The organism is Simplicispira sp. GW247-4R2A, from assembly GCF_059424465.1.
In genome coordinates, this window is sequence record NZ_JBWKZM010000008.1 from 72,019 (window position 1) to 98,035 (window position 26,017).

A 26,017-nucleotide genomic window follows, 5' to 3' on the forward strand; every position below is an offset into this window, starting at 1 on the left:
CCGTACAGCCCGTGGGCCCAGCCTCACTGGGCTTTAGGGCAATGCTGAACAAGTCCCTCACGTGCCGCGCATCCGTGCTTCGGGCGGTCTGCGGCGTTGCCAATCCTCGCCATAGCTGCGGCTATGGCTGCGGTTGGCGCCTTGCCTCCCATCCCGATGCACGGCGGCGCGCGCCATCGCGGTGACCTATCCAGCATCGCCTTAGTGCGAGGTGCCTTCCGAGCGCGTGATCTTGTTCCATACGTTGTACTTGCCCACAGGTTTTTTCATGGGCAGGCGCTTGACCTCCTTGAGCGTCTTGGCGTCAAAGACGATGAGCGCCCCGTCCATGTCCCACACGCTCACCAGCGCGTAGCGGCCATCCTTGGTGAATTCGGTGTGTGCCAAGGTGTGGCCGGGTTCGCGCAGAGTCGCCACGGGCTCCAAAGTCTGCTTGTCGATCAGCGTCAGCGTGTCCTTGGCTGTTGGGCTCATCATGGAGTCGGCCCAGGCGTAACGGGTGTTCTCGTGGCTGCGGATGAAGAAGCCTGGGCCGGGCGTGGGAATGGCCTTGACCAACTTCCAGGTGTGCATGTCGATCACGTCGATCGTGCCGTCCTTCAGGTTGGGGCTGGCGAGTACGGTGGTGCCATTCCATGCGAAGGTGATGCCCGAGCCCAGGTGCGGCATGCCGGCCATCGGCAGTTCGGCGATCTTGCGGCGCACATCGAGGTTGACTACCTGCGCCTTGGGGGTTCCCTGCGCGCCGGGCTTGGGGCGGGTGGAGCCCAGCACGTTCTTGTAGCTCTGGTCGAAGAAGAAGTCGTCCAGTGGCTCGTCGAGTGGCGTGCGGCGCGGGTTCAGAAATCCGGGTTTGGCGATCGCCTCGGCCATCTTGTAGTCGTGCACCAGTCCGTCGTAGATGGGCGCCGCCTTTTCGTCGTACGAAATTTCCCAAAGTTCAGGAATATCTTTGAGTGCGACGACGAAGCTCTTGCGCGGCTCGGCGTCGTACACGGCCGAGACGCGCGAGGTCTGCTTGCCATCGAGCGTGCTCGCATCGATGTGCTTGATGAGTTGCAGGTCGGCATCGAACAGCACCACGTCCTTGGGCAGGTAGTTGGCCGCCATCACGTAGCGGCCATCGCCGCTGACGGCCACGTTGCGCATGTTCAGGCCAGCGCGCACTTCAGCCACCACCGTGAGGTTCCACAGGTCGTACTTGGTGATCCAGCCGTCGCGCGAGCCGAAATAGACAAAGCGGCCGTCGGGCGTGAATTTCGGTCCGCCGTGCAGGGCGTAGCGGCTGGGGAACCTGTGGATCACTTCGAAGCGGTCGCCATCGACGAGGGACACATGGTGGTCACCGGCTTCGACCACGACAAACAGGTTCATCGGGTCGGCGCTCCATTGGGGCTTGGCAGGCAGGTCTTTGGCGCCGGGTGTCTCGACGCGTGATGCGCGGACGTCGGCGTCGCTCCAGGTGGGCGCGGGGATGACGGGCCGGTAGATCCAGTCCACCACGGCGGTAATCTCTTCAGGCAAGAGCTGCTGCGCAAAGCCCGCCATCTGGGTGGCGGCGCGACCGTGCTGCACCACGTCGAGGGCGTCTTTGTTGCGCAGGCGCTCCAGGCTCTCGGGCAGCAGCGCCGGCCCCATGCCGCCGGTGCGCGCGCTGTCGTGGCAGGTGGCGCAATGCTGTTGGTAGAGCCTGGCAGCGTCGATGTGGGGTGCGGCCGCGCTATCCGCACGTGCCAGGCCCTGGCCCATCCACATCAGGCCGGCGGCGAGCAGCCAGGGAGCGACGCGGGCGAAGAGTGTGTTGTCAGACATGGGTTTCTCCGGCGACGATGCGGATCGTCTGGCGTGCATTGCGAAACGGCGTCACGGCGACGCGGCTGGCATCGCTGCCCGCCGCGAGGCCGATCTCGTCGTCGCGCAGGTAGCAGCCGGGGTCTTCGGCCCAGGCGTCGCCCGTGAGCTGCTGGGCGCGCACGCGGGTGTTGCCGCCGCACAGGTCAAAGTAGTGGCACTGCGCGCAGCGCCCGCCCACGGGGCGCGGGTGGGCCTTGAGGCCGGCCATCAGCGGCTCGGAGGTGTCGGACCAGATGGCCGAGAAAGGCCGCTGGCGCACGTTGCCCAGGTCGTGGTGCCACCACATGGTGTCGGGGTGCACGCTGCCCAGGTTGTCGATGTTGGCCACGTTCACGCCGCTCGAATTGCCGCCCCAGGCGACCAGGCGCTCGCGCAGGGGGGCCTCCCACTGCGGCATGCGTGCGCGCACCCACTGACTCAGATAGGGGCCGTCGGCGTCGTTGTTGCCGGTCACGTAGTCTTCCTCGCGGCCCTCCAGCGCCGCCTGCCAGGCGCGCTCGAACAGCATGTCCAGCGCATTGCGCGTGGCCTGGAACTGCGCGTCCTTGCCGCGGTGGATGTTGCCCCGGCCGGCGTAGTTGAGGTGCGAGAAGTAGAACTTGTCCACCTGCTCGGCGCGCATCAGGTCGAGCAGCGCGGGCAGGTCGTGCGCGTTCATGGCGGTCATGGTGAAGCGCAGCCCTACCTTCACGCCGCGCGCGTGCAGGTGGCGCACGGCGGCCAGGCTGCGCTCGAAAGCGCCTTCGAGCCGCCTGAAATGGTCGTGCGTTTCGCGCAGGCCGTCCAGGCTGATGCCCACATAGTCAAACCCCGTGGCGGCCACGCGGTCGGCCATGGCCTCGTCGATCAGCGTGCCGTTGGTCGAGAGGCCCGTGTAGAACTTCATCGCCTTGGCACGTTCGGCGACCTCGAAGATGTCGGGGCGCATGAGCGGCTCGCCGCCCGAGAGGATGAGCACCGGCACGCGGTAGTCCTTGAGGTCGTCCATCACGCCGAACACTTCGCTGGTCGAGAGCTCCCCCTCGTAGTCGTGGTCAGCCGAGAGCGCATAGCAGTGCTTGCAGGTCAGGTTGCAGCGGCGGATCAGGTTCCAGATGACCACCGGTCCGGGGGCGCCACCGCTGCCCCGGCGTGCGTGCACTGCCTCTGGGTAATGCCCTGTTTTTTCGGCGTGCGCGAGCTCGCGCATGTACTGGCTGATGCGGAACATGGTTCAGTTTTCCTTGAGGCGCAATCCGGTTTTTTTCAGGATCGCGGTGGAGTAAAGAATGTCGTGGCCCGTGCAGGCCGCGCCCAGGAGCTGTTGCACCTGCGCGGCCTGCTGTTCGACCTCGGCGCGCGAGCGGCCATGCAGCATGGCGAACAGGTTGTAGGGCCAGGCTGGCAGGCGGCGTGGGCGGCGGTAGCAGTGGCTCACGCCTGGCAACTGGCCGATGCGCTCGCCCAAGGCATCCACCTGGGCGTCGTCCACGTTCCACACGCTCATGCCATTGGCGGTAAAACCCAGGCGGTAGTGGTTGGGTACGGCGCCGATGCGGCGAACCAGGCCGGTCTCCAGCATCTGTGCCAGCCGCTCGCGCACCTGCTGGCCCGAGACGCCCAGGCGTTCGCCTACGGCGTCGTAAGGGCGCGGCACCAGCGGCAGGCCGCCCTGGGTGGTCGCGATAAGGGCGCGGTCAAAGTCGTCAAGCGCCATGGGGGGCTCCGCTGGTGAGAGGGAGTTTGAGCTCGACGAAGAACTCGCGCTCTTTTGGAAAGGCCAGCACGCTCAATCCTGTTTCAGCCTCGATGCGTGCGATGGCTGCCGCGCATTGCGCCGGGGTCTCCGTGCCGAGCACGAACCACATGTTCAGCGCATGGGCGCGCCGGTAGTTGTGCGCGATCTCGGCGTGTGCGTTGACCTGGGCCGTGACAGCCTCGTAGCGCTCCTCGGGCACGGCTATGGCGGCCAGCACGAACAGGCCGCCGGCCCGTTCGATCTGGAACAACGGGCCAAAGCGGGTGAGCATGCCGTTCTCCAACAGGGCCGACAGCCGTCCGATCACATCGTCTTCGGTCCAGCCAAACTCGGCCGCCACATCGGCGAAGGGCCGCTCGGTCAGGGGCAGGTCGCCGTGCAGGCGCTCCAGTAGGCGGGCGTCATCCGGCGACAGCATCGAGCACCTCCGGTGTGGCAGCGGTGTCCGGGGCCATAGCGACGGGCAGGGCGCGAAAACGCCGGGGGCCGGTCTGCTTGAAGCGGCGGCAGGAGAACAGCACCTCGTGCGGGTAGGGCGCCAGGCCTGTATTGCCGATGGCGCGTGCGATCACCTCCAGCACCTCGGTGCGGTCGCGGCCATGCACCATGCAGTACAGGTTGTAGGGCCATCCTTCGGCGCGTTCGCGCCGGTAGGCCAGCGTCACGCCGGTTTCGCGCGCCAGCGCCTCGCCACAGGCGTCAACGGCAGCTTCAGGAATGTCAAATACCGTCATGGCGTTGGCGTCAAAGCCCAGTTCGTGGTGCCGCACGATCGCGCCCATGCGCCGCAGCGTGCCCTGGTCCAGCCACTGTTGCAGCGTGGCCAGAATGGCCTCTGGCGTGCGGTTCAGCACTTGCGCCCAGTCGTCGAAGGGGTGGGGCGTCAAAGGAAGCCCGGCTTCCAGCAAGGCGGCAAGGGGCCGGTCAGATGGGGCGACGGGGGTCGTTCCAGTCGCCTCGGGCATGGCGTGGGCGGCCGTGTTCGAGCGCAGATCGAAGCCCAGATCGATGCGGTAGGCGCGCAGCATGGGCAATTGCAGGGCGCGCAGGCCGGTCGCTGCGTCCAGGCTGTGCAGGGCGTTCTGGACAGCGTGCTGGTCGGCACCGGTCATCACGAACCACAGGTTGTGGGTGTGCTCGCGCTGGTAGTTGTGGTTGACGCCGGGGTGCTGCGACACGATGGCGGCGACCTCGGCCAGACGCGCGGGGGGCACGGCCATGGCAGCGAGCAAGGCCGCGCCGCCTGCGCCTCCGGAGAACACGCCGCCAATGCGGCTGAGTGCGCCTGTCTCCTGCAGACGGCGGTAGCCGTCGATCACCTGCGTTTCACTCAGGTGGGCGGTGGCGCCGATCTGCGCAAAGGGCGCGCGCACCAGCGGGAAGCCGCGCTGCCAGGGGTTGAGCAGCGCCAGCACCAGCGGATCGGCGGTGGGGAGCACGGAGGGCATGCGGTTGAGCGCTCAGAACCCGAGGCGGGCGGCGCGTGAAGTGAAGAAAACGCCGCTGGGGGAATCGACCTCCAGAACGGCCTGGGTGGCGAAGCTGTGGGTGTCGATTACGCTCACCCGGTTGGCATCGCGCGAGCTGATCCATACCGATTCGCCGCGTGGTGTGAACTCCATGTGCAGCACCGCCTTGCCGGGCTCCAGCGTGCGCACGATCTGCTGCGTGGTGGTGTCGATGACTTGTACGCGGTGGTAGTCGGGTACGGCAAAGTTCACCCACACCTGGCGTCCGTCGGGCTGCGCCATGACGAACACCGGTTGGCCGGCGACCGGGATGCGGCCCACCTCCTGCCAGCTTTCGGTGTCCACCACCAGCACCTCGTGGTGGCCAATCGCGGGCAGGTAGGCGCGCCGGCTGGCCACGGCCCAGCCGCGCAGATGCGGCATCTTGTAGACCGGCAGCGTCTGCTCACCGCGGCCATAGCCGTTCAGAATGCGGCGTACTTTGGGGGGCTCCTGCCACAGGTCCACCAGCGCCAGTCCGTCCTCGCCAAACAGGCCGGCGATGTAGTGCCGACCATTGGGCGTGACCAGCGCGTCGTAGGGCTGGCGCCCGATGTTCGGGATGCGCGTGGTGTGGGGGTGCGCAGGGTCGGAAAAATCGGTGATGCGAATCTCGCCCGCGTCGAACAGGCTGTAGGCAAAGCGCTGGCCGGGCAGGTCCACGAGGCCCACCACGCGCGAGAGTTTTCCCGGCGCGTACTCGGCGGGCACGTCGGCCACCAGCGCCAGCGTCTGCGCATCGAATGCCTTGATACCGCCAGGCGTGTAGTTCTGCGCCACCACCAGGCGCCCGTCCGCGCTGATGGCTCCACCGATGGAGTTGCCTGCCTGCATCACGCGGCCGACGATGGCCTGGGTGAGCAGATCCACCTTGGTGAGGCACCCGTCACGCCCGAACACAAAGGCATAGCGGGTATCGCGCGAAAAAACCACCGAGGCGTGCGACAAGTCGCCCAGGCCCGTGACCTGGCCCAGCAGCGTGCGGTGGCTGGTGTCGATGATGGCCAGCGTGCCGCTGGCGCGCAGCACCACCACACCCAGGTCGCCGGTGCCTCGCAGCACGGGGGCCGCAGCTTGGGGTGGCGGAGCGGTGGAGGCACAGCCGCTGGCAAGAAGGCCGGCAGCGGCGGCGGTGGTGAGAAGATGCCTGCGGTTCATGGATGTGCTTTCGGAAGTTCGGGAAAACCGGTGAGCAGTTGTTCTGCAATCCAGTGGGCGTCGCTTTCGCTCAGCATGGCGCTCCAGGGGGCCATGGGTGTTCCAGGACGCCCACCGTAGATGGTGGCTTCCAGGGCTTCAACGGGTTTGCCGGCCAGAGCGGCTGCGGTCAGTGCCGGCCCCAGGCCCCCAGTCAGGCGCATGCCGTGGCAGGAGCCACAGTCCTGCCGGACCATGCGCACGAGTGCCTGCTGGCGCCCGGTGTCCGGTACCGTCTGTGCATTGCCCGCAATGGTGATGCCCGGAGCCAAGGCCAGGAAGGCGACGGCGCCAGCGAGCTTGCGCCGCAAGCAAGGGACAGGGAAAAACAACATAGCGTGGCGCCAAAACGAAGACAAACAAATAATCAGGGTTATCCCGCGCCGAGTACTTGACTAGTATCAAGAGCTATCGTGCTGCAGCTTTTGACAATGGTCTGTATTGATGCAGGAGATGCGATGAATGATGTTTCGCCGGGCGCCGCAAGCGCTGCGCCCCCCGCCAGTCCCGCCCCCTGGGGCTTGGTCACATTGGTCGGGGCCGGTCCGGGGGATGCGGAACTGCTGACGCTCAAGGCGGCGCGCGTGCTGGGAAGCGCAGAGCTGGTGCTCTACGACCATCTGGTGTCCGACGCTGTACTCGCCCACATTGCGCCTGGCGCAGAGCGGATCTATGTCGGCAAACAAAGCCGAAACCACACCCTGCCGCAGGAAGGCATCATCGAGCTGATGGTGCGGTTGGCGCGCCAGGGGCGCTCGCTGGTGCGCCTTAAAGGCGGCGATCCGTTTGTCTTCGGGCGCGGAGGCGAAGAGGCCGAAGGCTTGGCTGCGGCCGGCATTGCCTGCGAAACCATTCCGGGCATCAGCGCGGCCCAGGGTGCCGCCGCCGCCACCGGCATACCGCTCACGCACCGGGAAACCGCCGGCATGCTGGTCTACGCCACGGGGCACCTGCAGGGTGCACAGGAGGACCGTACGGTGCAGCTCGATTGGGAGGCGCTTGCGCGCCCCTGGCAGACGGTAGTCATTTACATGGGTGTCGGCACATTGCCTGTGGTGTGCGAGCAACTTGTTGCCCATGGCTTGCCGGAAACCACACCGGCGGCGCTCGTCGAGCGCGCCACGCTGCCCGAGCAGCGCTGCATCGTAGGAACCGTGGCCACATTGCCGTCGCTGGGCGTGCGGTATGGCGTGAAGCCGCCGGCGCTGATCATGATTGGCGAGGCCGTCGGGCGCCAGGTCGTCCCGCCCGGTGGCGCCGGCATGGTGTCAGGGCTTGTGCCTGTCTGATACCTGCGTTGGCAGGGCCGTCGGGTCTCCGGCAACGCCCCAGTGGTGCGATGCCACATACGCCAGCAGAAATTCCCTGAAACTCTGCGCAGCCGGCGACAGCGTGGCTGCGCTGCGCTGGTAGACCAGAAACTTGCGCAGTACCTGCGGCTCGTGCAGCGGGGCCAGTCGCAGCTGGTACAGACGTACCAGCGAGCTGGCATAAGGCAGGCACGCCGTGATACCCAGGCCGGCGCTGACCATGCTCAGCGCGGTCGTCATGAAGGTCACTTCGTTGCTGGGGTTGAGCGTGATCTCCCGCAAGGCGCCGTGCAGGTCGAGCGACAGCCGTTCGGCAAACTGCCCCTGCAAGGCAATGAACGGGTGCGTGATGGCGTCGCTCCAGCAAATGCGCGGCAGCTCGGCCAGCGGGTGGTCGCTTGGAAACACCACCATGAAAGGCATTTCAAACAAGGTCTCACCTGCCATGTCGCCGCCCATGCCGCGCTCGGGGCCGACACCGAAATCGGCTTCCCCCGCGGCCACGCGCGCGAGCACGCCATCGACCGCGCAGTCCGACAGGCGCACCTGCACGCCGGGGTGCTCGCGCCGGTAGGCGGCAATCACTTCGGGCATCAGCGTGCACGCCATGAGTTGGGGCGCTGCCACGCGCACCACGCCGCGCCGCAATGCCTTGAGGTCGTCGATGCCGCCCAGCACCCCGTCGAGGTCTTGCAGGATCTTGTCGATCAAGGGCACAAAGCCCCGGCCAGCTTCGGTCAGGCCGATGCTGCGGGTGCTGCGCTCGACCAGGCGCACGCCCAGGCTCTGCTCCAGTTCCTTGATCAGGCTGCTGAGCGCCGACTGCGTCACGTGCAGGGAGACAGCGGCCTGCGTGAAGCTCCCGGTGCGCACCAGCGCCACCAAAGCGCGCAACTGGCGCAGGCTCACATTCATTAAATTTCCTTGTGAATGCAGAAAAATAAAGCGTTTGAATCATAGATCGAGAAAGTCTTTAATTCAAACCATCGCAAGGCACCCCAAGTGGTCTGCGACCCGCCCGCAGCGTGCCGTGTCCATGCTGCAACCAAGGCGATTTCTGGATGCTGGCACGAGCGACCCGATTGGAGACAAGCACATGAAGATCAAGAAGTTTCACCATGTGGCCTACCGCTGCATCAACGCCAAGCAAACCGTGGAGTGGTACGGCAAATACCTGAACATGGATTTCATCCTGGCGATTGCCGAGGACGAAGTGCCGTCCACCAAGGACCCCGACCCCTACATGCACATCTTCCTGGATGCGGGCAACGGCAACATCCTGGCGTTCTTTGAACTGCCCACCAAGCCGCCCATGGACCGCGACCGCAACACCCCCACGTGGACGCAGCATCTGGCCATGGAAGTGGGCAGCATGGAAGAAATGATGGACGCCAAGGCGCGCATGGAAGCCGATGGCATCGAAGTGCTGGGCCCCACCGACCACACCATCTTCAAGTCCATCTACTTCCGCGACCCCAGCGGACACCGGCTGGAGTTGGCCGTGAACACCGGTACGCCCGAGATGATGAAGCAACTCGACGAAGTCAAGTGGGACATGATCAACGAGTGGGACCGCACCAAGAAGGCGCCCAAGCACGCTGCCTGGATGCACGACGGCAAGGGATTCCCCGGCGCCTGAGCGCGCAGGCCCGCCAACAGGTTGTTAATTCAGCCCGCCGCGTGCGGGCTGCACAAAGGGGAATCCATGGGAAATCGCTGGGGACGCGCCTGCGTGCGTGTGCTGGAAATCGTCATCGTCACCTGCCTGGCGGTGATGGCGATCCTGGTGTTTGGCAATGTGGTGCTGCGCTACGGGTTTGATTCGGGCATTGCGGTGTCGGAAGAGCTCTCGCGCCTGCTCTTTGTCTGGTTGATTTTTCTCGGTGCCATCCTGGCATCGGTACAGCGCGCGCACATTGGTTTCGACGCACTGGTGGAGCGCCTGCCGCTGGCCGGCCGCAAGCTTCTGGTGGTGTTGACCGGAGGACTCATGCTCTGGGCCTGTGGCATGTTCCTGGTGGGGGGCTGGCAGCAAATGCAGATCAACCTCGGCAACAGCTACCCGGTGCTCGGCATTTCCTACGGCTGGCTGTACGGTGTGGCCATCGTGTTTGGCGGCGGGATGGCGCTGGCCATCGCCAACAACATCTGGCAAACGCTGCGCAGTCCCGCCGGTTCGGCGATGACAAAAGATCTGGGCGATCGCATTCTGGAGAAGATGCCCGAAGTGGTATCCGTTGAGCAAAAGGGAGAACCGCGGTGAGCGCCTTCATCTTCCTGGCAGTGCTTTTGTTGCTCATTGTGCTGGGCATGCCGATCGCCTTTGCGCTGCTGTTCTCCGGCGTCGCCGTGATGTTCCAGATGGGCCAGTTCGACTCGCAAATCGTCGTGCAGAACGCCATTGGTGGTGCCGACAACTTTGTGCTCATGGCCGTGCCTTTCTTCATTCTGGCCGGTGAGTTCATGAATGCCGGTGGCCTCTCGCGCCGCATCGTGGAAATGGCTGGGGCTTTTGTCGGCCATTTGCGCGGCGGGCTCGGCTATGTGGCCATTTTTGCCGCCATCCTGCTGGCCAGTCTTTCAGGCTCGGCGGTGGCGGATACCGCAGCGCTGGCTGCCATTCTCGTGCCCATGATGCGCCAGGCGGGCTACAACCCTGAACGCGCCTGCGGGCTGATGGCGGCCGGGGGCATCATCGCCCCGGTCATTCCGCCCTCCATTGGTTTCCTGCTGTTTGGCGTGGTGGCGAACGTGTCCATTACGCGGCTGTTTCTGGCGGGCATATTGCCGGGCGTGATGATGGGCGGCTCACTGGTGCTGGCCTGGTGGCTGGTGTCGCGCCGCACCAGCGTGCAGGTGGCGCCGCGCAAGCCCTGGGGCGAGCGCATGGCGCTGCTCGGCAAGGGTTTCTGGGCCTTGATGCTGCCGGTGATCATCATTGGCGGCCTGAAGTTCGGCATCTTCACGCCCACCGAGGCGGCGGTGGTGGCAGCGGCGTACGCGCTGTTTGTCGGTGCCGCCGTCTACCGCGAACTCACGCTGGCAGCCATCTACCACTGCTTCCTGGTGACGGCGCGCACCACCGCCGTGGTGCTGCTGCTGGCCAGCTTGGCCATGGTGGCGTCTTACATGATCACCATTGCCGATGTGCCGGGCCAGGTGGGCGGCTGGCTGAGCGGTCTGAGCGAGCACCCGCAGGCGCTCACGGCCGCCATGATGCTGGTGGTGTTCCTCGCCGGCATGGTGCTGGACTTCATTCCCATCGTGCTGATTTTCACGCCGGTGTTCCTGCCCATCGTGCAGCAGGCGGGCATCGACCCGGTGTACTTCGGGGTCATCTTCATCATCAACTGCTCGCTCGGCATGATCACGCCGCCCGTGGGCGTGGTGCTCAATGTCGTAAGTTCGATTGGCAAGGTGACGCTGGGCCAGGCGGCGCGCGGCGTCCTGCCTTTCCTCATCGCCGAGTTGGCGGTGCTCGTCGCTCTGGTGCTGTTCCCCGCACTGGTCACCGTGCCGGCTGGTTGGTGGCGCTGATTCCCCCTTTTTCAACCCAGGAGACAACCCATGAAAACGTTTTCCAAATTGATGGCCCTGGCACTTGCCGGCAGCTTTGCGGTGGCGGCCCCGTTGGCCGCTATGGCCCAGGTCACGGCAAAATTTGCCGTGACGCTGCCGGAAAAATCGCACCAGGGCCAGGGTGTTGCCAAGTTCATTGAACTGGTGGACGCCAAGAGCGGCGGCAAGATCAAGATCAAAGGCTTTTATGCCGGTGCGCTCGGCAACGATGTGCAGGTGACCTCGGCCTTGCAGGGCGGAACCATTGAGTTCACCGTGCCGCAGACGACCACGCTGACCGGCATGGTGAAGGAATACGAAATTCTTGATTTCCCGTTCCTGTTCTCCAACGTGCAGGAAGCTGAGAAAGTGCTCGACGGCCCGGTGGGCGACAAGCTGCTGGCCATGCTCCCTGCAAAGGGCTTGGTGGGCCTGGCGTACTGGGAAAACGGTTTTTTCAACGCCACCAACAGCAAGCACCCCATCAACAAGGTGGAAGATTTTGAAGGCTTGAAATTCCGCGCCGTGCAGGCCAAGATTTCGCAGGAAACCGTCAAGGCGCTGGGCGCCAACCCGGTCCCACTGGCCGTGCCGGAGCTCTACACCGCGCTGGAAACCCGCACCGTCGATGGCCAGGGCACGCCCACGGCCGTGATTGCTGCGCTCAAGCTCAACGAAGTGCAGAAGTACCTCTCGCTGACCCGCCACAGCTACGGCGCCTTCATCCCCCTGGTGTCCAAGAAGTTCTGGGACAAGCTCTCCGCAGGGGATCAAAAAATCTTGAAGGACTCCGCCATTGAGGCACGTGCCTTCCAGCGCGGTGTGGCGCGTGACCAGGAAAAATCCGCCCAGGCGGCAATGGCCGCCAAGGGACTGATCGTCAACGACGTCACCGATGCTGAACGCGCCCGCATGCGCGAGAAAGTCCAGCCCGTGTGGAAGATGTTTGCGCCCAGTGTCGGCGAAGGTCTGTACAAGGAAGTGACCGACCAGTTGGCCAAATAAGGCGCTGCACCACCGCCCCTTTGCCCTGCGCGGGCAGGGTGCCTCTCCGGCGGCCGCGCCCTCTTGCGCGGGCCGGACCGTTTTCTCAAGGATTGCCCCATGAAACTCGCCACACTCAAAACTGGCGGCCGCGACGGTACGCTCGTCGTCGTGCGCCGCGACCTCTCGCAATGCCTTGCCGTGCCGCAGATTGCGCGCACGTTGCAAGCCGCACTGGACGACTGGGAGCACTGCGCGCCGCTGCTGCAGGCCGTGTCGGACGCCCTTAACGCCGGCACCGCGCAAGGCGCAACGGCCTTCGACGCCACAGCCTGCCACTCACCCCTGCCGCGCGCTTACCAATGGGCCGACGGCTCCGCCTACCTCAACCACGTGGAGCTGGTGCGCAAGGCGCGCGGCAGTGAGGTGCCAGCCTCGTTCTGGACCGATCCGCTGATGTACCAGGGCGGCTCGGATTCGTTCGTCGGCCCGCGAGACCCCATCGATGCGATCAGCGAAGACTGGGGCATTGACCTCGAAGCCGAGGTGGCCGTGGTCACCGGCGACGTGGCGATGGGCTCGGGCGTGGAGCGCTGCGCGCAGGCCATTCGCCTAGTCATGCTGGTGAACGATGTCTCGTTGCGCAACCTGATTCCTGGCGAGCTCGCCAAGGGTTTCGGCTTCTTCCAGGCCAAGCCGGCGAGCGCTTTTTCGCCCGTGGCCGTGACGCCTGACGAGCTCGGCGCCGCCTGGCAAGGCAGCAAACTGAAAGGCCAACTGCGCGTGCAGATCAACGGCCAGCCCTTTGGCGAGCCCGACGCGGGCGAGGACATGGCGTTCAGCTTTGCGCAGCTCATGGCCCATGCGGCCAAGACGCGCACGCTAGGTGCCGGCTCCATCATCGGCTCGGGGACGGTGTCGAACAAGCAGGGCAGCCTGCATGGCTCCAGCGTCGCCAACGGCGGCGTGGGCTACTGCTGCCTGGCCGAAGTGCGCATGTACGAAACCATTGAAGGCGGCAAGCCGGTGACCGAGTTCCTGCACTTTGGCGACCGCGTGCGCATCGAAATGCTGGATGCCCAGGGCGCGAGCATCTTTGGCGCCATCGACCAGACCGTGCGCCAGATCCAGGCGGCGCTCTGAGGAGCCGCAAGCGCCATGCTCACGCTCTACAGCTATTTCCGCAGTTCGGCGTCGTACCGCCTGCGCATTGCCCTGGCGCTCAAGGGCCTCGCCTATGAGACGGTGGCAGTGCACCTGCTCAAGGGCGGTGGCGAGCAGCACCAGCCGGCCTTCCGTGCCGTCAACCCTGCGGGCCTGGTGCCGGTGCTGCAGGACGGAGACAGTGTGCTCACGCAGTCCCTCGCCATCATGGAGTACCTGGACGAGGCCTACCCGGCGTCGCCGCTGCTTCCGCGCGATCTGCTTGGCCGCGCCCGGGTGCGTGCGCTGGCGCTCACCATCGCCTGCGACGTGCATCCGCTGGGCAACCTGCGTGTGCTCAACTACGTGGGCGATACCCTGGGGGCAGGCGAAGAAGGGCGCAAGGCTTGGGCCTGCCACTGGATTGCGCTCGGGTTCGAGGCGTTCGAGGAAATGCTCACCCGCCCCGGTGCGCCCACCGGCCTGTTCTGCCACGGCGACATCCCAGGCATGGCCGACTGCTGCCTCGTGCCGCAGGTGTTCAACGCGCGCCGCTTTGGTCTGGACCTGGCGCCGTATCCCACGGTGAAGCGCATCGCCGAGCACTGCGAAGCGCTGGCGACCTTCGTCAAGGCACACCCGGCAAATCAGGCCGACGCAGCTTAACCGCGCGCGCTGCGCAACTGCTGCACCATGCCGTGCACGATGCAGAACTGCGCGGCGTAGTAGGTGGCCAGCACCCACAGGATGGCCATCGGCACGGGCTGCACGAAACGGTCGATGGCGAGCACCGAATCGCTGGCCATGAAGATGCAGGCGCCCAGTGCCACGGTGCGCGCGGCGTGGGTCTGCAGCTCGGCTGCACGCCCCAGTGCCTGCGCCGCCATCAGAGCGATCACCAGCACATACACCGCCACGGGAATGCGCAGGTCGGCGGGCAGGCCGCTGCGCCATAGCCAGGCGACCATGGCGGCGCCTAGGGCCACCGTGGCCAGCAGCGCGCCCCGATGGGCAAACCAGCGCACGCCGCGGCGCAGCAGCGCGATGTAGGCCAGGTGCGCGAGCAGGAAGCTGACCAGGCCGGGGATGAACAAGCCTTGTAGCATCAGCGCCACGTCGCCTGCCAATGAGCACACGAGCGCGATGCCCAACAGCCACCAGGATTTTGAGTCAAATCGGCCTCTAGCGCTTGACTGGTATGCGCTAACAGCTACAAAACAAATAGCAATTAACAGCGCCGCGGGCTTGAACGCCAGATGCCAGTCCCAGGCCGCCGTGGCGGCCGTTGCCGCCGACAGCGCGCTGGCCTCGACCATCCACAGCTCCAGACTGGCGATTTGCCCACGCCGTGCCGCCACTACCGCCAACGCGGCGGCGCACAAGGCCGCCAGCCAGACCAGTACGTGCGCGCGCGTGAGCACGCCGGCCTGCCAGGTCAGCGCCCAGGTGGCCAGGCCAATGAGCACCGTGTGCAGCAGGCTTTGCGGCAGCGACAGGCCTGTGGCGTTGGAAGGCTGGCGCGTCAAAGGTGTGCGGTCTGGTGCCATCGCGTCATTCCATTTCTAAATCAAACGATTACTTTGTCGGCTTCGCTTGGCGTACGCTTGTACTGTCTGCGCTTCGCCTTCGCGTACTCGATTGATTGAGAAACCGAATCAGGTGCTGGTTTCTTCGCGCGATGCGCTGTCGAGGTGGCTGGTGTCGCCCCAGCCCACGAGGGTGAGCGCCTGGGGTGTCCACAGCAGCCGGTTGACGGCCGCGTTGGTCAGCAGCCAGGTGCGGGGCGCCTGCAGCGCCTGCCCGGTGGCCAGGCGGTAGAGCACATCGAGCACGCCGCCATGCGCCACCAGCACGATCTGCTCGCCCAGGTGGCGTGCGGCCAGGCGCGCCGTGACATCGGCGATGCGCGCCTGCAGCCGTGTCAGGCTCTCGCCGCCCTCGGGCGCGTAGTGGGGGTCGCGTTTGCGCCAGCGCAGTGCTTGCTCGGGCTGCTCGGTCTCGATCTCGGCAAAGGTGCGGCCTTCGAAGGCGCCAAAGCTGCGTTCGCGCAGGCCGGGTTCGGCGTGCAGCGGGGCGTTGGCGGCATCCGCGATGGCGGCGCCGGTGGCGTGCGCGCGCAGCAGGTCGCTGGCGTACACGGCGGCAATCGGTTCGCCGGCGAGTGCGCGTGCCACTTGCGTGGCCTGCCAGCGCCCGGTGTCGTTCAGCGCAATGTCGCGGTGGCCCTGGATGCGGGTGTCCACGTTCCAGGCGGTCTCACCGTGGCGCACGGCGACGAGGCGGGTGACGTCCATGGGGTTTAGTGTGCAGTGGGTGTGGGCACCAGCGGCAGGCGCACCTGGCGCGCTCCGGCGGGCGGTGTGGGGAAGCCCGCCAGCGCCGCATCGAACAGCACGCCAAAGATGCGCGGCGCGTCGGTCCACACGTCTTCGTTGCTGGCGGAGGTCTCGTACACGGTCTTTTGCGTGGCGGCGTCGCGCAGCACCACGCTGACTTCGTTGCGGTACAGGGTCGGCGGCATGTCGCGCAGCATCCAGCCGGCGTGCATGCCGGAGTGGTGGCCCCAGCCGAAGCCGCCACCCCAGCCGCCCCAAGGGCCGTAGGGGTACCAGGGGCCGTCGGCCAGCGCGGTGCCGGTGCGCACGCCGATTTCCGCGATCAGGCGCGGGGCCGCATCATCGCGCTGCAGGCCCGCGCGCGCCAAGGCGGCGTGCGCCATGGGAACGATGGCGTCAAAGGCGCGCGCCTGTTGTTGGGAGGGCAGCAGATCCAGGCGGTAGGTGGGCGGCTGGGGCAGGCTGGCGAGCGTGGACCAGCTCTGCACCTGGCTGTCCACGGTGCGCTGCACGGCGCAACCGGCCAGCGTGAGGGCGGTCAAAAGCACAGCGACGAGGCGTACGAACATGGCGCTACTCCTGTGAGAAGGCTCGTTACCCGAGCCGCAGCACCTGCATGCCGGGCAGGGCCGGGGGTGGGGGGAAGTCTTCGGCGTCAAAGGCCTTGTCGCCGTTCTCGTCCGATACGCCCGTGGCCACGGCGTTCCTGAAATCGTACAAATTGGCGTCCAGCAGATGGCTGGGCACCACGTTCTGCAGGGCGTTGAACATATTTTCGATGCGGCCGGGAAAGCGCTTTTCCCAGTCGCGCAGCATTTCGCCGACCTGCTTGCGCTGCAGGTTCTCCTGGCTGCCGCAAAGGTTGCAGGGAATGATGGGGAAGTTGCGCTGCGCGGCCCAGCGCGCGGTGTCCTTCTCGGTCACGAAGGCCAGCGGGCGGATCACCACATGCTTGCCGTCGTCGCTGACCAGTTTGGGCGGCATGCTTTTGAGCTTGCCGCCAAAGAACATGTTGAGCAGCAGGGTCTGCAAAATGTCGTCGCGGTGGTGGCCCAGGGCAATCTTGGTCGCGCCCAGTTCGTCGGCCACCCGGTACAGGATGCCCCGGCGCAGCCGGCTGCACAGGCTGCAGGTGGTTTTGCCCTCGGGAATCAGGCGCTTGACGATGCTGTAGGTGTCTTCGTTCTCGATGTGGAAAGGGATGCCGGTGCTCTTAAGGTAATCCGGCAAGACATGCTCGGGAAAGCCCGGCTGTTTCTGGTCCAGGTTCACCGCCACCAGGTCGAAGCGGATGGGCGCTCTGGCCTTGAGTTTGATGAGGATGTCGAGCAGGGCGTAGCTGTCCTTGCCGCCCGACATGCAGACCATGACCTTGTCGCCTTCCTCGATCATGTTGTAGTGCACGATGGCGCGGCCGGTTTCGCGGCACAGGCGCTTTTCCAGCTTGTGGGCTTCGCGCTCGATCTTCAGGCGTTGGGCGTTGCTGGCCGGCGCGCTGCCCTCAAGAGGGTCAGGGGTATCGGCGGTCCAGGCGCCGGAAATCACGGTGTCCATGTTTGTCATTCTCTGCGTCACCAGGCGCCGGTTTCAACGCGTATGGCGACTTCGCAGTCGTCGAATATTTCCAGTTTGGCGATCTTCACCCGCACGCCTTGCACGCCGGGCAGCTGCATCAGCCGCTGGGCGAGTTTGCCAATCAGGCTCTCCAGCAGGTTCAGGTGCTCGGCCGTGCACTCGTCGATGATGATCTGGCGCACGCGCCGGTAGTCGAGCACATGCGCCAGATCATCATCGCGCGGCGCCAGGGGCTGGCGCCCCAGGCTCAGTTCGGCGTCCACCTGAATCGGTTGGGGGGCGGTTTTTTCGTGGTCGAGCACGCCCAGGCTGGCATCAAAGCGCAGGCCGGTGAGCGTGAGGATCTGGGCGCCGGAAGAGGCAGCGGTCATGGCAGGGCTTTGGTGGGTGGCAGGGCGCCGGGAGTGGGTTTGCGCCGGAAGGCTTCAACGCCCACGGCCTCGCAGTCGTCGTACACGTCGGGTTTGCGGGTGGAAACGCGGGCCGCCACGACCAGCGGGTGCGCCAGCAAGGCGTTCAGCACGGCGTCGCACAGGGTCTCCTGCAGGTCGATGTGGCCGCGCTCGGTGATGTGGGTGACCTCATTGCGGACAAAGTCGTAGTCCACCACTTCGTCGATGCGGTCGCACTGCGGCGTCGTTTGGACCAGCGGAACGTACAGGTCGATGTCAAAAAGAATGCGCTGGGCGGCAGCGCGTTCGAAGTCGTGGATGCCGATGCGCACCCGGCGGCTGAGGCCGCGCAGAAAAATGCGCCGGCAATCGGTCAGCAAGGGATCGATCATGCGCTGCCCTGTGGCGCGGCCGGCGCCAGTTGCTCGGCCACGAACATGATGTCGCGCGCCAGGGGGACGAGGTGCTGGCCCTTGTCTACGGCGATGGTGACGCCGGTGATGGAAGGGTTCTCCGCCAGAAAGACGGCACTGCTTGCCACGTCGGCCGGGTCGGTGGCGCTTTGCAGCAGGTTCACGCTGCTGGCGCGGCGGAAGTTCTCGCCGCTCTGGGGGCCGCTCACGTAAATCAGCCCCGGCGCCACGCCGTTGACCCGCACCCGCGGCGCCAGTGCCTGCGCCTGCAGTGCCACGGCGCGCTCGAGCGCCAGCTTGCTCAGGGTGTAGGAAAAATAATCGGGGTTCAGGTTGAACACCTTCTGGTCGAGCACGTGGATCACGCAGGGAGGCGCGGCGGTGGCCGCGCTTGTGGACCGCGCCAGCAGGCTGGCGAGCTGCAAGGGTGCCGAGAGGTTGATCTGCATCTGCTGCTGCAGCAGCTTGGGAGAAAAATCCACACCGCTGTCGGGCTCGAAGGCCGAGGCGTTGTTCACGATCGCATCGGGCGCCTGCCCGAGTGCGGCCACGGTGGCGGCGAATAGGGCTGCGATGGCATCTGACTGGTCCAGGTCGCCTTGCACCGCATGCGCCTCCTGGCCCAGAGCGCGCACGGCCTCGCAAGTCTGCAAGGCGTCCTCGCCAGAGTGCTGGTAGTGGCACACCACATCCCACCCCGCGCGGGCAAAGGCCAGGCAAAACGCTTTGCCCAGGCGCCGCGCGCCACCCGTGACAAGTACGGCTTTGGGGCGGTCAGGAAGGGACATTGGGGGACAATCGCAGGTGTGATGAACGAACCCACAAGTTTAACGAGTGCCCTGCACGGGTGTATGGCGCGCGCCATTGCGGATGCCGGTGGCTGGATCGCCTTTGACCGCTTCATGGCGCTGGCGCTGTACGCGCCTGGCCTGGGCTACTACGCCAACGACAGCACCAAGTTCGGCGCCATGCCCGAATCGGGCAGCGATTTTGTCACCGCGCCCGAGATGACGCCGCTGTTTGGCCAGACCGTGGCCGCGCAGGTGGCCGAGGCGCTCGCGCGCACCGGCACGCGCGAGATCTGGGAGTTTGGGGCCGGCTCGGGCGCGCTGGCGCTGCAGTTGCTGGGCGTCTTGGGCGAGCGGGTGGACCGCTACACCATCGTCGATATTTCAGGGAGCCTGCGCGCTCGCCAGCAATTGCTGCTCGCGGGCCACGCCGACACAGTGCACTGGGCCGACGCGCTGCCCGAGCGCTTTGAGGGCGTCGTGGTGGGCAACGAATTGCTGGATGCGATGCCGGTCAAGCTGCTGGTGCGCCTCGCGGGGCAGTGGCACGAGCGCGGCGTGGCCATGCAAGACGACGCATTCGTCTGGCAGGACCGGCCCACGCAGCTGCGCCCACCCGTAGAGATTGACGGCGATCACGACTACCTGACGGAAATCCACCCCCAGGCAGAAGCGTTCATTCACACCCTGGGCGATCGCCTCACCCGCGGCGCTGCCTTGTTTTTGGACTACGGTTTTGGCGAGAGTGAGTATTACCACCCGCAGCGCCACATGGGCACCGTGATGTGCCACCGCGCGCACCGATCCGACGACAACCCGCTGGCGGACGTCGGCCTCAAGGACATTACGGCCCACGTGAACTTCACCGGTATCGCGTTGGCGGCGCAGGAGCAACTGCTGCCTGACGGCCAGGGCTGGAACGTGCTGGGCTACACCACGCAGGCGCATTTCCTCATCAACTGTGGATTGCTTCCAAAAATGGAGCTACAAAGCCAAGCAGAACGTGCGCTGGCGGCCAAATTGATCATGGAACACGAGATGGGCGAGCTGTTCAAGGTGCTGCTGCTTGCCAAGGGCGAGCCGTGGGAGCCGTGCGGGTTTTCGCAAGGCGACCGCTCGCACCGGCTGTGAAGGCCTCTTTGCCATGATCCGCTGGCTGCTGGCCACCTTTGTGGCGTTGGTCGTGCTCAACAGCCTGACGCCTTGGCTGCGGCGCCTCGGGCTGGGGCGGTTGCCGGGCGACTTTCAGTTTCGGCTGTTTGGGCGCGACGTGTTTGTTCCACTCGCCAGCACGGTGCTGATCAGCGTGCTGGTCAGCCTTATCGTGACGTGGCTATGAGGGCACGCGCGGCCTCGTCCGCGTCGGCGTTGGTCTCGGCAAGCGCTTGCAGAAAGCGGCCACGCCACCAGTGCACATCGAACTCGCACACGTTGGCCAGCAGCGCGCGGTGGCGGCGCTGGCGCTCCTCCAGCGGCATGTGCAGGGCGCGGTACATGGCGTCGGCCATGCCTTCGGTGTCATAGGGGTTCACCAGCAGCGCGTCCTTGAGCTGCTCGGCGGCTCCCGCAAAGCGCGAGAGCACCAGCACGCCGGGGTCTTCCGGGTTTTGCGCCACCACGTATTCCTTGGCTACCAGGTTCATGCCGTCGCGCAGCGGCGTCACCAGCCCCACGCGGGCGACGCGGCACAGGCCGGGCACGCGCTTGCGCGCCACCGTGCGGTGGATGTAGCGCACCGGCATCCAGTCGAGCTCGCCATAGTCGCCGTTGGTGGCGCCGCACAGACCTTCGAGCTCCTGGCGCAGATCCGCATAGGCGTGCACGCTGTCGCGCGATGGCGAGGCAATCATGATCAGGGTGGCGTCGTTGTGCGTATCCGGATAGCGCGACAGCATGTTGCGAAAGGCGCGCACGCGCTGCGGAATGCCCTTGGAATAGTCGAGCCGGTCGATGCCCAGCAGCAGCCGCCGACGGGCGTATTCCTCGCGCATGTTCTCGTAGATTTCCACGGCCTCGGGCGCCTTGCCCAGGCGCTCGAACTCGGCCACGTCGATGCCAATGGGGAACGCCTGGGCCCGCACCGTGGCGCCGAAGGCACGGTACTGGTGTTCCGCCACGGGTTTGGCATCGGCTTCCGCTTGCACATAGCGGTCGAAATGCGACAGATCAGCTTCGCTTTGCAAACCCACCAGGTCATAGGCAAAGAGCGAGCGCATCAGCCACTGGTGCTGCGGAATCGCCGCCAGAATCACCGGCGGCGGCAGCGGAATGTGCAGAAAGAAGCCCATGCGCTGGCGGCACCCCAGCGCGCGCAACTCGGCGGCCAGTGGAATCAGGTGGTAGTCGTGCACCCAGATGACATCATCGTCCCGCAGCAGCGGCAATAGCTTGCGCGCCATCATGCGGTTGACGCGGCGGTAGCCGGCGATGTCGCCGGTCTCGAAGTTGGCCAGGTCAAGCCGGCAGTGGAACACCGGCCACAGCACGCTGTTGCTGTAGCCCAGGTAGTAGCTGTCGTGGTCCTGGCGGGCGAGGTCTACCGTGGCCAGCGTGACGCGGCCGGCCTGGCGTGTCTGCAAGCGGCCTTCGCCGGGCGCACCCGTTTCGTCGATCGCGCCGCTCCAGCCAAACCACAGGCCGCCGCTTTGTGCCAGGGCCTCGCCCAGAGCGACGGCCAGGCCGCCGGCAGCGGGCTTGCGCGGGTCGGCGACGCGGTTGGAGACGACGACGAGGCGGCCTGAAAATTGCATCTGGCGATCATTCTTCATCGTGCATGGCCTGTCTGTCGGACGCTTGCTTAAATCACGCTGTCCCAGGGCGCCGAGAGCCGTACCGCCGCGTTGATGATGCCCACCATCGAATAGGTTTGTGGAAAGTTGCCCCACATTTCGCCGGTATCGGGGTGCGTGTCTTCCGACAACAGCCCGAGCGGGTTGCGCGCGGCCAGCATGGTTTCAAAGATGGTGCGTGCCTCCTGTTGGCGGCCGATGCGCGCGAGCGCATCAATGCGCCAGAAGGTACAGATGTTGAACGCCGTCTCTGGTTTGCCGAAATCGTCGGCAGCCTCGTAGCGGCGCATGTAGGGGCCGTCGCACAGGCTGGCTTCCATGGCGTTCACCGTGCTCACAAAGCGTGGGTCGCGGGCATCGATCAGGCCCACTTCGGCCATCAGCAGCACGCTGGCATCCAATTCGCTGCCGCCAAAGCTCTCGGCAAAGGCACACCGCTTGTCGCTCCAGGACTTGTCGAGGATTTCGCGCTGCATATGCGCCGCGTGCCTGCGCCAGTAGTCGGCACGCTCGGGCAACGCCAGCGACACCGCGATTTTTGCCAGCCGGTCGCATGCGGCCCAGCTCATCAATGCCGACGAAGTGTGCACACGGGCGCGCGTGCGCAGCTCCCACATGCCAGCGTCGGGCTGGCCATAGACGCGCACCGCCTGCTCACCCACCCGCTCCAGGCGCGTGAACTCGGCCAGGCCCGCGCGGTGCAGCAGCCGGTGGTCGTGAAACGCCTGCGCCGCGCCCAGGACGATGTTGCCGTACACGTCGTGCTGAAAGTGTTCAGCCGCCTGGTTGCCCACGCGCACCGGCCCCATGCCGCGGTAGCCCGAGAGCGTGGGCACGGTGGCTTCTGGCAGCTCGCGCTCCAGGCCGATGCCGTACAGCGGCTGGATGTGGCCGCTGCCGGCGTCGGTCACGACGTTGCCCAGCCAGCGCAAATAATCTTCCATGGTGCCGACTTCCGACAGGCTGTTGAGCGCGCGCACGACGAAGAAGGCATCGCGCAGCCAGCAGTAGCGGTAGTCCCAGTTGCGTCCGCTGTCGGCCGACTCGGGGATGCTCGTCGTCATGGCGGCGACGATGGCGCCCGTGTCTTCGAACACGGAGAGTTTGAGCGTGATGGCGGCGCGGATCACCGCGTCCTGCCATTCCAGCGGCACCGCCAGGCGTTGGCTCCATACGCGCCAGTAGTCCTGCGTTTCCTGCTCGAACATGCGCGCGGTGTCGGCAATGCCGTGGTCCAGGGTTTCGTCGGCGCCCAGCAGGAAGTTCTGCTCGCGCGTCAGCACGTAGGGCTGGCCCGCGAGCACGTGCGCAATCGGCGCATCGGTGGAGACGCGCAGCGTCATGGGTTCGCCTACGTAGCGAATGTGGTTGCTGCCGTGCGTCACGCGTGGCGGGCTCTGGCCCCAGTCGAAGCAGGGTTTCAGGACGACGCGGATGCGCGGAGAGCCCTGGATCGGCCGCACCCGGCGCACCAGCGTCATAGGCCGGAAATAGCGCGAGCGACTGAAGAACCGCGGGGCGAAGTCGGTGATCTCGACCCCCTGGCCGGCCTTGTCGAGCAAGCGCGTGCGCAGGATGGCGGTATTGGGTTCGTACCACTGCTCTGTTGAGGCAAGGTGCTCCACTTCAATGGCGAAGTGGCTGCCATTCTCACCAGGCTCCAGCAGGGCGTTGAACACCGGGTCGCCATCAAAGCGCGGCAGGCAGCACCAGACCATGCGGGCCTGGGCGTCGATGAGTGCGCTGATGGCGCAGTTGCCGATCATGCCCAGGCCGAGTGAGCCAGGCAGGGCGGGTGACAGCGAGTGCTTCATGGGTTCGCTCATCAGGCACGCTCCAAGGCTGTTCGCGACGCCGACAGCCAGCCCCGCAGGGCGGCGGGCGTCATGCAGCGAAATTGCGCGTGCGTCGGGCCTTCGCCCACTTTGATCGCCAGGCCGCCGAGCGCCATCACGCTGGCAAACCCTGCTTCGTCGGTCACGTCGTCACCGACAAACACGGGGGTGCGACCGGCAAAGGGGGGCTGGCCCATGAAGGCGGCAATGGCCTGGCCTTTGTGGATGCCAGCCGGTTTGACTTCGTAAACGCATTTGCCGTTCAGCAGTTCGAGCCCGGTCAGGCCCCTCATCGGCCGTTCAAGCGTTTGGCGGCACAGTTTTTCGAGGTGCGGCGCCTGGCGAAAATGCAGCGCCACACTGGCACGCTTGACTTCCACCAGCAAAGCAGGGTGCTGGGCAGCCAGTTGTTCCGCAGCCTGCAGCACTGGGCCGAGTTCGGGGGCCGCTATGGCAGGTCGGTTGCCATCGCCAAATCGGTACTGCGCGCCATGCTCGCTGGCCAGCGGCAGCACAAGAGGTGCCAGAAAACCGTCGATATCGGACTCGCGCCGCCCGGTGACGATGGCCAGCGCGCCACCCAGCAGGCGGTGCAGCGCGGAAAGTGTGGGTGCCAGGCCGACCGGCACATGAACTGCCTGCGGCTGGGCCGCAATATCGGTCAGCGTGCCGTCGAAATCGAGAAAGAGCGCATTGGCGCGGGTCAAGGTGGGCATCAGGGGCATTGAAGCAGTACCTTAGCAGGAGCGCGCGGCAGACTGCGTAGGCGGACACCGCAGCCGTTGCGCAGCCCTTGAATCGCAGGCAGATCGCCGCCATGTGCAGCCGTACCCGCCCCGGAGAGAAGCACCATGACCGAACAAACGCTGCACATCGTCTGCCCGCACTGCCACACCACCAACCGCGTCCAGGCGGACCAGTTGGGCAGTGCGCCAGACTGCGGAAAATGCCACCAACCGCTGTTCACCGCCAGCCCGCTGGCGCTGGATGCGGCGAGTTTCGAGCGCCATATCGGGCGCAGCCAGATTCCGGTGCTGGTGGATTTCTGGGCGCCCTGGTGCGGGCCGTGCCGTCAGATGGCGCCGGCCTTTGCCCAGGCGGCCAAAGAACTGGAGCCGCAGGTGCGCCTGGCCAAACTTGATACCGAGGCGCACCCGCAGCCCGCCGCACGCTTCAACATTCGCAGCATTCCCACCATGATTCTGTTCAAGGGCGGCAAGGAGGCAGCGCGCATTTCGGGCGCACTGCCCGCCAGCGAAATCGTGCGGTGGGTGCGTACAGCGCTGTAAAAGCCCGGGGCGGGCAAGTGCCCCAGTGTCAGCGCATATTGCCGGTGTGCCCCAGCGAATAGCGCCCCGGCTGCGGCCAGACGGTCAGTCCGTGGGGTTCGGCGCCCACGCGCACCTTGGTTACCGCGCCGGTCGCCGTATCGAACCGGTACACCACATCGTCAAACCGCCCGGACAGCCACAGCCACTTGCCGTCGGCACTCACGTTGCCCATGTCGGGGCTTCCGCCCCCGGGAATGGGCCATTGCGCCACGACAGTCTGGGTGGCGAAATCAATCACGCTCACCTTGCCGGGGCCCTTTTTGGTGCCGTGGATCTTGTGCGTTCCGCGGTTCGCCACATACAGGCGCTTGCCATCGCGGCTCGGGTACAGACCGTGCGTGCCCAGCCCCGTGGGGATGAAACCGACTTCCACGAACGCATCGCCGTCCAGCACGTGCACGCCATCGGCGTCCATGTCGGCCACAAAGAAGCGCTTGCCGTCGGGGGAAATGCGGATGTCCTGCGGCATGCCCTTGGTTGAGGTGCAAATCTCGGTTTCCAACGGATTGAGCGCCGCCTTCGACTCTGAGAAGCGCACAGCAGGCATCTTGAGCTTCAGGTAGCCCAGCACCTTCCGGTTGGCGAGGTCGATCTTGGCCACGCTGCCGTCGAACTCACAGGTGAAGAGTGCGAATCGGCCGTCGATTGAGAAATCACCGTGGTTGATGCCTCCACATTGGGGCGTGCTGATCGCGTACTGCATGGCCAGCGTCTTCGGATCGCGAAAGTCCAGCCTGCGCCGCGCTTCGGCAACGACGATGAGCGAGGCGCCATCGGGCGTGAAATACACGTTGTACGGGTCGTCCACGGGCACCGACTTGCCTGTTTGGCCGGTGCGTGGGTCGATGGGGGTCAGGCTACCCTCGGTGCTGCGCTCGGCGTTGTTGGCCACCCACAGCGTGGACAAATCCCACGACGGCACCACGTGCTGCGGGCCTTTTTCGACGCGCAAGGTGTCCACCACTTTCAGGGTATGGGGGTCGATCACCGACACAGACCCGGAGCGCAGGTTGGGCACGTAAACCCGCTTAAGGTGGTCTTTCACAGCGGGACTCATATGGTCCGGTGTCGTTTCGCTGTAGAGGTTTTTCGGGTCTGGCACCGGCGGCATGCCAGGCACCGTCTTGATCGGGGGCGCCGGTGGCGCCGTTGCGGCAGTGCCTTGCGCCAGAACCGGTGCGCTTGCTTCCTGGCGATCGCCTGCGCTGGCGCCCACCACGCCGAATGCGGTCAGGAGAAGAAGCCAGATTTTCATGGGAGTGGGTT

At 65.7% G+C, this 26,017-nt stretch carries 29 protein-coding genes; 10 read left to right on the forward strand and 19 right to left on the reverse strand.

All coding sequences use genetic code 11. The features are described 5' to 3' along the window. Window positions 1–201: 201 nt before the first annotated feature. From AC07ZH_RS07640 to AC07ZH_RS07670, 7 genes are read right to left on the reverse strand one after another with little or no spacing between them, the layout of a single operon-like run. Window positions 202–1,812, reverse strand: coding sequence for a cytochrome D1 domain-containing protein (locus AC07ZH_RS07640; RefSeq protein ID WP_495199219.1), 1,611 nt, complete (start codon window positions 1,810–1,812; stop codon window positions 202–204). Next, window positions 1,805–3,064, reverse strand: coding sequence for a heme d1 biosynthesis radical SAM protein NirJ (gene nirJ, locus AC07ZH_RS07645; RefSeq protein ID WP_495199220.1), 1,260 nt, complete (start codon window positions 3,062–3,064; stop codon window positions 1,805–1,807). Before nirJ ends, AC07ZH_RS07640 begins: the two co-directional genes overlap by 8 nt. A 3-nt stretch (window positions 3,065–3,067) precedes the next feature. Continuing rightward, the gene (gene ahbB, locus AC07ZH_RS07650; RefSeq protein ID WP_495199221.1) at window positions 3,068–3,550 is read right to left on the reverse strand and encodes a siroheme decarboxylase subunit beta; all 483 of its coding nucleotides are present in this window, start codon (window positions 3,548–3,550) and stop codon (window positions 3,068–3,070) included. Beyond that, a complete protein-coding gene (locus AC07ZH_RS07655) occupies window positions 3,540–4,010 on the reverse strand; it encodes an Lrp/AsnC family transcriptional regulator (protein ID WP_495199222.1) in 471 nt (156 codons plus the stop codon). The genes ahbB (AC07ZH_RS07650) and AC07ZH_RS07655 overlap by 11 nt, the downstream gene beginning before the upstream one ends. Further along, window positions 3,994–5,040: a siroheme decarboxylase subunit beta gene (gene ahbB / locus AC07ZH_RS07660; RefSeq protein ID WP_495199223.1), complete on the reverse strand. Its 1,047-nt coding sequence runs from the start codon at window positions 5,038–5,040 to the stop codon at window positions 3,994–3,996. The genes AC07ZH_RS07655 and ahbB (AC07ZH_RS07660) overlap by 17 nt, the downstream gene beginning before the upstream one ends. Before the next feature lie 12 nt (window positions 5,041–5,052). Then, window positions 5,053–6,258 carry a cytochrome D1 domain-containing protein gene (locus tag AC07ZH_RS07665; protein WP_495199224.1) on the reverse strand — a complete coding sequence of 402 codons (1,206 nt, stop codon included), beginning with the start codon at window positions 6,256–6,258 and terminating at the stop codon, window positions 5,053–5,055. After that, window positions 6,255–6,632, reverse strand: a complete 378-nt coding sequence (locus AC07ZH_RS07670; protein WP_119110178.1) for a c-type cytochrome — start codon at window positions 6,630–6,632, stop codon at window positions 6,255–6,257. The genes AC07ZH_RS07665 and AC07ZH_RS07670 overlap by 4 nt, the downstream gene beginning before the upstream one ends. Before the next feature lie 123 nt (window positions 6,633–6,755). Between AC07ZH_RS07670 and cobA the strand changes: the two genes are divergently transcribed. Continuing rightward, entirely contained in the window at window positions 6,756–7,586 is an 831-nt protein-coding gene (gene cobA / locus AC07ZH_RS07675) for a uroporphyrinogen-III C-methyltransferase (RefSeq protein ID WP_495199225.1), read from the forward strand. Here cobA and AC07ZH_RS07680 read toward each other — a convergent pair. Beyond that, window positions 7,566–8,522 (reverse strand): LysR family transcriptional regulator, encoded by a 957-nt coding sequence (locus AC07ZH_RS07680; RefSeq protein WP_495199226.1) that lies wholly within the window; start codon window positions 8,520–8,522, stop codon window positions 7,566–7,568. The two genes, cobA and AC07ZH_RS07680, sit on opposite strands and share 21 nt — an antisense overlap. Before the next feature lie 181 nt (window positions 8,523–8,703). On the opposite strand from AC07ZH_RS07680, the gene AC07ZH_RS07685 reads away from it, so the two are divergent. The 6 genes from AC07ZH_RS07685 to maiA all read left to right on the forward strand — a co-directional run bounded on the left by AC07ZH_RS07685 (window position 8,704) and on the right by maiA (window position 13,958). Next, window positions 8,704–9,246 (forward strand): VOC family protein, encoded by a 543-nt coding sequence (locus tag AC07ZH_RS07685; RefSeq protein WP_119110181.1) that lies wholly within the window; start codon window positions 8,704–8,706, stop codon window positions 9,244–9,246. A gap of 66 nt (window positions 9,247–9,312) precedes the next feature. Continuing rightward, window positions 9,313–9,870: a TRAP transporter small permease gene (locus AC07ZH_RS07690; RefSeq protein ID WP_495199227.1), complete on the forward strand. Its 558-nt coding sequence runs from the start codon at window positions 9,313–9,315 to the stop codon at window positions 9,868–9,870. Beyond that, window positions 9,867–11,144 (forward strand): TRAP transporter large permease, encoded by a 1,278-nt coding sequence (locus tag AC07ZH_RS07695; protein ID WP_495199228.1) that lies wholly within the window; start codon window positions 9,867–9,869, stop codon window positions 11,142–11,144. The genes AC07ZH_RS07690 and AC07ZH_RS07695 overlap by 4 nt, the downstream gene beginning before the upstream one ends. Before the next feature lie 30 nt (window positions 11,145–11,174). After that, a complete protein-coding gene (locus tag AC07ZH_RS07700) occupies window positions 11,175–12,170 on the forward strand; it encodes a TRAP transporter substrate-binding protein (RefSeq protein ID WP_119110184.1) in 996 nt (331 codons plus the stop codon). 99 nt (window positions 12,171–12,269) lie between these two features. Next, a complete protein-coding gene (locus AC07ZH_RS07705) occupies window positions 12,270–13,292 on the forward strand; it encodes a fumarylacetoacetate hydrolase family protein (RefSeq protein WP_495199229.1) in 1,023 nt (340 codons plus the stop codon). Window positions 13,293–13,307: 15 nt separating this feature from the next. Further along, window positions 13,308–13,958: a maleylacetoacetate isomerase gene (gene maiA, locus AC07ZH_RS07710; protein WP_495199230.1), complete on the forward strand. Its 651-nt coding sequence runs from the start codon at window positions 13,308–13,310 to the stop codon at window positions 13,956–13,958. Here the strand turns inward: maiA and AC07ZH_RS07715 are convergent. From AC07ZH_RS07715 to AC07ZH_RS07745, 7 genes are all read right to left on the reverse strand, one after another. Continuing rightward, on the reverse strand, window positions 13,955–14,839 hold the full coding sequence (locus AC07ZH_RS07715) for a lysoplasmalogenase (RefSeq protein ID WP_495199231.1): 885 nt from the start codon (window positions 14,837–14,839) through the stop codon (window positions 13,955–13,957). The two genes, maiA and AC07ZH_RS07715, sit on opposite strands and share 4 nt — an antisense overlap. Before the next feature lie 108 nt (window positions 14,840–14,947). Beyond that, window positions 14,948–15,586 carry a histidine phosphatase family protein gene (locus AC07ZH_RS07720; protein WP_495199232.1) on the reverse strand — a complete coding sequence of 213 codons (639 nt, stop codon included), beginning with the start codon at window positions 15,584–15,586 and terminating at the stop codon, window positions 14,948–14,950. Window positions 15,587–15,591: 5 nt separating this feature from the next. After that, window positions 15,592–16,197 carry a DUF4136 domain-containing protein gene (locus tag AC07ZH_RS07725; RefSeq protein ID WP_495199233.1) on the reverse strand — a complete coding sequence of 202 codons (606 nt, stop codon included), beginning with the start codon at window positions 16,195–16,197 and terminating at the stop codon, window positions 15,592–15,594. Window positions 16,198–16,222: 25 nt separating this feature from the next. Further along, the gene (ttcA, locus tag AC07ZH_RS07730; protein ID WP_495199234.1) at window positions 16,223–17,182 is read right to left on the reverse strand and encodes a tRNA 2-thiocytidine(32) synthetase TtcA; all 960 of its coding nucleotides are present in this window, start codon (window positions 17,180–17,182) and stop codon (window positions 16,223–16,225) included. A 17-nt stretch (window positions 17,183–17,199) separates the two neighbouring features. After that, complete coding sequence (locus AC07ZH_RS07735) at window positions 17,200–17,574, reverse strand: dihydroneopterin aldolase (RefSeq protein ID WP_495199235.1); 375 nt, start codon at window positions 17,572–17,574, stop codon at window positions 17,200–17,202. Then, a complete protein-coding gene (locus AC07ZH_RS07740; protein WP_119110191.1) occupies window positions 17,571–17,987 on the reverse strand; it encodes a dihydroneopterin aldolase in 417 nt (138 codons plus the stop codon). Before AC07ZH_RS07740 ends, AC07ZH_RS07735 begins: the two co-directional genes overlap by 4 nt. Next, entirely contained in the window at window positions 17,984–18,796 is an 813-nt protein-coding gene (locus tag AC07ZH_RS07745; protein ID WP_495199236.1) for an SDR family oxidoreductase, read from the reverse strand. The genes AC07ZH_RS07740 and AC07ZH_RS07745 overlap by 4 nt, the downstream gene beginning before the upstream one ends. 21 nt (window positions 18,797–18,817) lie before the next feature. On the opposite strand from AC07ZH_RS07745, the gene AC07ZH_RS07750 reads away from it, so the two are divergent. Both AC07ZH_RS07750 and AC07ZH_RS07755 read left to right on the forward strand, forming a co-directional pair. After that, the gene (locus AC07ZH_RS07750; protein WP_495199237.1) at window positions 18,818–19,927 is read left to right on the forward strand and encodes a class I SAM-dependent methyltransferase; all 1,110 of its coding nucleotides are present in this window, start codon (window positions 18,818–18,820) and stop codon (window positions 19,925–19,927) included. 13 nt (window positions 19,928–19,940) lie between these two features. After that, window positions 19,941–20,135, forward strand: coding sequence for a DUF2905 domain-containing protein (locus AC07ZH_RS07755; protein ID WP_495199238.1), 195 nt, complete (start codon window positions 19,941–19,943; stop codon window positions 20,133–20,135). On the opposite strand, the gene AC07ZH_RS07760 is transcribed toward AC07ZH_RS07755, so the two are convergent. Genes AC07ZH_RS07760 through otsB form a run of 3 tightly spaced genes read right to left on the reverse strand, consistent with a single transcriptional unit; the run spans window position 20,116 to window position 24,145 of the window. After that, a complete protein-coding gene (locus AC07ZH_RS07760) occupies window positions 20,116–21,564 on the reverse strand; it encodes an alpha,alpha-trehalose-phosphate synthase (UDP-forming) (RefSeq protein WP_495199239.1) in 1,449 nt (482 codons plus the stop codon). The two genes, AC07ZH_RS07755 and AC07ZH_RS07760, sit on opposite strands and share 20 nt — an antisense overlap. Window positions 21,565–21,593: 29 nt before the next feature. Beyond that, window positions 21,594–23,411 carry a glycoside hydrolase family 15 protein gene (locus AC07ZH_RS07765; protein WP_495199240.1) on the reverse strand — a complete coding sequence of 606 codons (1,818 nt, stop codon included), beginning with the start codon at window positions 23,409–23,411 and terminating at the stop codon, window positions 21,594–21,596. Next, a complete protein-coding gene (otsB, locus tag AC07ZH_RS07770; protein WP_495199241.1) occupies window positions 23,411–24,145 on the reverse strand; it encodes a trehalose-phosphatase in 735 nt (244 codons plus the stop codon). The genes AC07ZH_RS07765 and otsB overlap by 1 nt, the downstream gene beginning before the upstream one ends. A 126-nt stretch (window positions 24,146–24,271) precedes the next feature. Between otsB and trxC the strand changes: the two genes are divergently transcribed. Next, window positions 24,272–24,709: a thioredoxin TrxC gene (gene trxC, locus AC07ZH_RS07775; protein WP_495199242.1), complete on the forward strand. Its 438-nt coding sequence runs from the start codon at window positions 24,272–24,274 to the stop codon at window positions 24,707–24,709. A 28-nt stretch (window positions 24,710–24,737) separates the two neighbouring features. Here trxC and AC07ZH_RS07780 read toward each other — a convergent pair whose 3' ends face one another. After that, window positions 24,738–26,006, reverse strand: a complete 1,269-nt coding sequence (locus AC07ZH_RS07780) for a YncE family protein (protein ID WP_495199243.1) — start codon at window positions 26,004–26,006, stop codon at window positions 24,738–24,740. Between the last annotated feature and the right edge of the window lie 11 nt (window positions 26,007–26,017).

Coding starts and splice junctions, on each gene's coding strand:
- AC07ZH_RS07640 (WP_495199219.1), bottom strand. CDS start 1,812: ATGTCTGACAACACACTCTTCGCCCGCGTCGCTCCCTGGCTGCTCGCC.
- nirJ (WP_495199220.1), bottom strand. CDS start 3,064: ATGTTCCGCATCAGCCAGTACATGCGCGAGCTCGCGCACGCCGAAAAA.
- ahbB (WP_495199221.1), bottom strand. CDS start 3,550: ATGGCGCTTGACGACTTTGACCGCGCCCTTATCGCGACCACCCAGGGC.
- AC07ZH_RS07655 (WP_495199222.1), bottom strand. CDS start 4,010: ATGCTGTCGCCGGATGACGCCCGCCTACTGGAGCGCCTGCACGGCGAC.
- ahbB (WP_495199223.1), bottom strand. CDS start 5,040: ATGCCCTCCGTGCTCCCCACCGCCGATCCGCTGGTGCTGGCGCTGCTC.
- AC07ZH_RS07665 (WP_495199224.1), bottom strand. CDS start 6,258: ATGAACCGCAGGCATCTTCTCACCACCGCCGCCGCTGCCGGCCTTCTT.
- AC07ZH_RS07670 (WP_119110178.1), bottom strand. CDS start 6,632: ATGTTGTTTTTCCCTGTCCCTTGCTTGCGGCGCAAGCTCGCTGGCGCC.
- cobA (WP_495199225.1), top strand. CDS start 6,756: ATGAATGATGTTTCGCCGGGCGCCGCAAGCGCTGCGCCCCCCGCCAGT.
- AC07ZH_RS07680 (WP_495199226.1), bottom strand. CDS start 8,522: ATGAATGTGAGCCTGCGCCAGTTGCGCGCTTTGGTGGCGCTGGTGCGC.
- AC07ZH_RS07685 (WP_119110181.1), top strand. CDS start 8,704: ATGAAGATCAAGAAGTTTCACCATGTGGCCTACCGCTGCATCAACGCC.
- AC07ZH_RS07690 (WP_495199227.1), top strand. CDS start 9,313: ATGGGAAATCGCTGGGGACGCGCCTGCGTGCGTGTGCTGGAAATCGTC.
- AC07ZH_RS07700 (WP_119110184.1), top strand. CDS start 11,175: ATGAAAACGTTTTCCAAATTGATGGCCCTGGCACTTGCCGGCAGCTTT.
- AC07ZH_RS07705 (WP_495199229.1), top strand. CDS start 12,270: ATGAAACTCGCCACACTCAAAACTGGCGGCCGCGACGGTACGCTCGTC.
- maiA (WP_495199230.1), top strand. CDS start 13,308: ATGCTCACGCTCTACAGCTATTTCCGCAGTTCGGCGTCGTACCGCCTG.
- AC07ZH_RS07715 (WP_495199231.1), bottom strand. CDS start 14,839: ATGGCACCAGACCGCACACCTTTGACGCGCCAGCCTTCCAACGCCACA.
- AC07ZH_RS07720 (WP_495199232.1), bottom strand. CDS start 15,586: ATGGACGTCACCCGCCTCGTCGCCGTGCGCCACGGTGAGACCGCCTGG.
- AC07ZH_RS07725 (WP_495199233.1), bottom strand. CDS start 16,197: ATGTTCGTACGCCTCGTCGCTGTGCTTTTGACCGCCCTCACGCTGGCC.
- ttcA (WP_495199234.1), bottom strand. CDS start 17,182: ATGGACACCGTGATTTCCGGCGCCTGGACCGCCGATACCCCTGACCCT.
- AC07ZH_RS07735 (WP_495199235.1), bottom strand. CDS start 17,574: ATGACCGCTGCCTCTTCCGGCGCCCAGATCCTCACGCTCACCGGCCTG.
- AC07ZH_RS07740 (WP_119110191.1), bottom strand. CDS start 17,987: ATGATCGATCCCTTGCTGACCGATTGCCGGCGCATTTTTCTGCGCGGC.
- AC07ZH_RS07745 (WP_495199236.1), bottom strand. CDS start 18,796: ATGTCCCTTCCTGACCGCCCCAAAGCCGTACTTGTCACGGGTGGCGCG.
- AC07ZH_RS07750 (WP_495199237.1), top strand. CDS start 18,818: ATGAACGAACCCACAAGTTTAACGAGTGCCCTGCACGGGTGTATGGCG.
- AC07ZH_RS07755 (WP_495199238.1), top strand. CDS start 19,941: ATGATCCGCTGGCTGCTGGCCACCTTTGTGGCGTTGGTCGTGCTCAAC.
- AC07ZH_RS07760 (WP_495199239.1), bottom strand. CDS start 21,564: ATGAAGAATGATCGCCAGATGCAATTTTCAGGCCGCCTCGTCGTCGTC.
- AC07ZH_RS07765 (WP_495199240.1), bottom strand. CDS start 23,411: ATGAGCGAACCCATGAAGCACTCGCTGTCACCCGCCCTGCCTGGCTCA.
- otsB (WP_495199241.1), bottom strand. CDS start 24,145: ATGCCCCTGATGCCCACCTTGACCCGCGCCAATGCGCTCTTTCTCGAT.
- trxC (WP_495199242.1), top strand. CDS start 24,272: ATGACCGAACAAACGCTGCACATCGTCTGCCCGCACTGCCACACCACC.
- AC07ZH_RS07780 (WP_495199243.1), bottom strand. CDS start 26,006: ATGAAAATCTGGCTTCTTCTCCTGACCGCATTCGGCGTGGTGGGCGCC.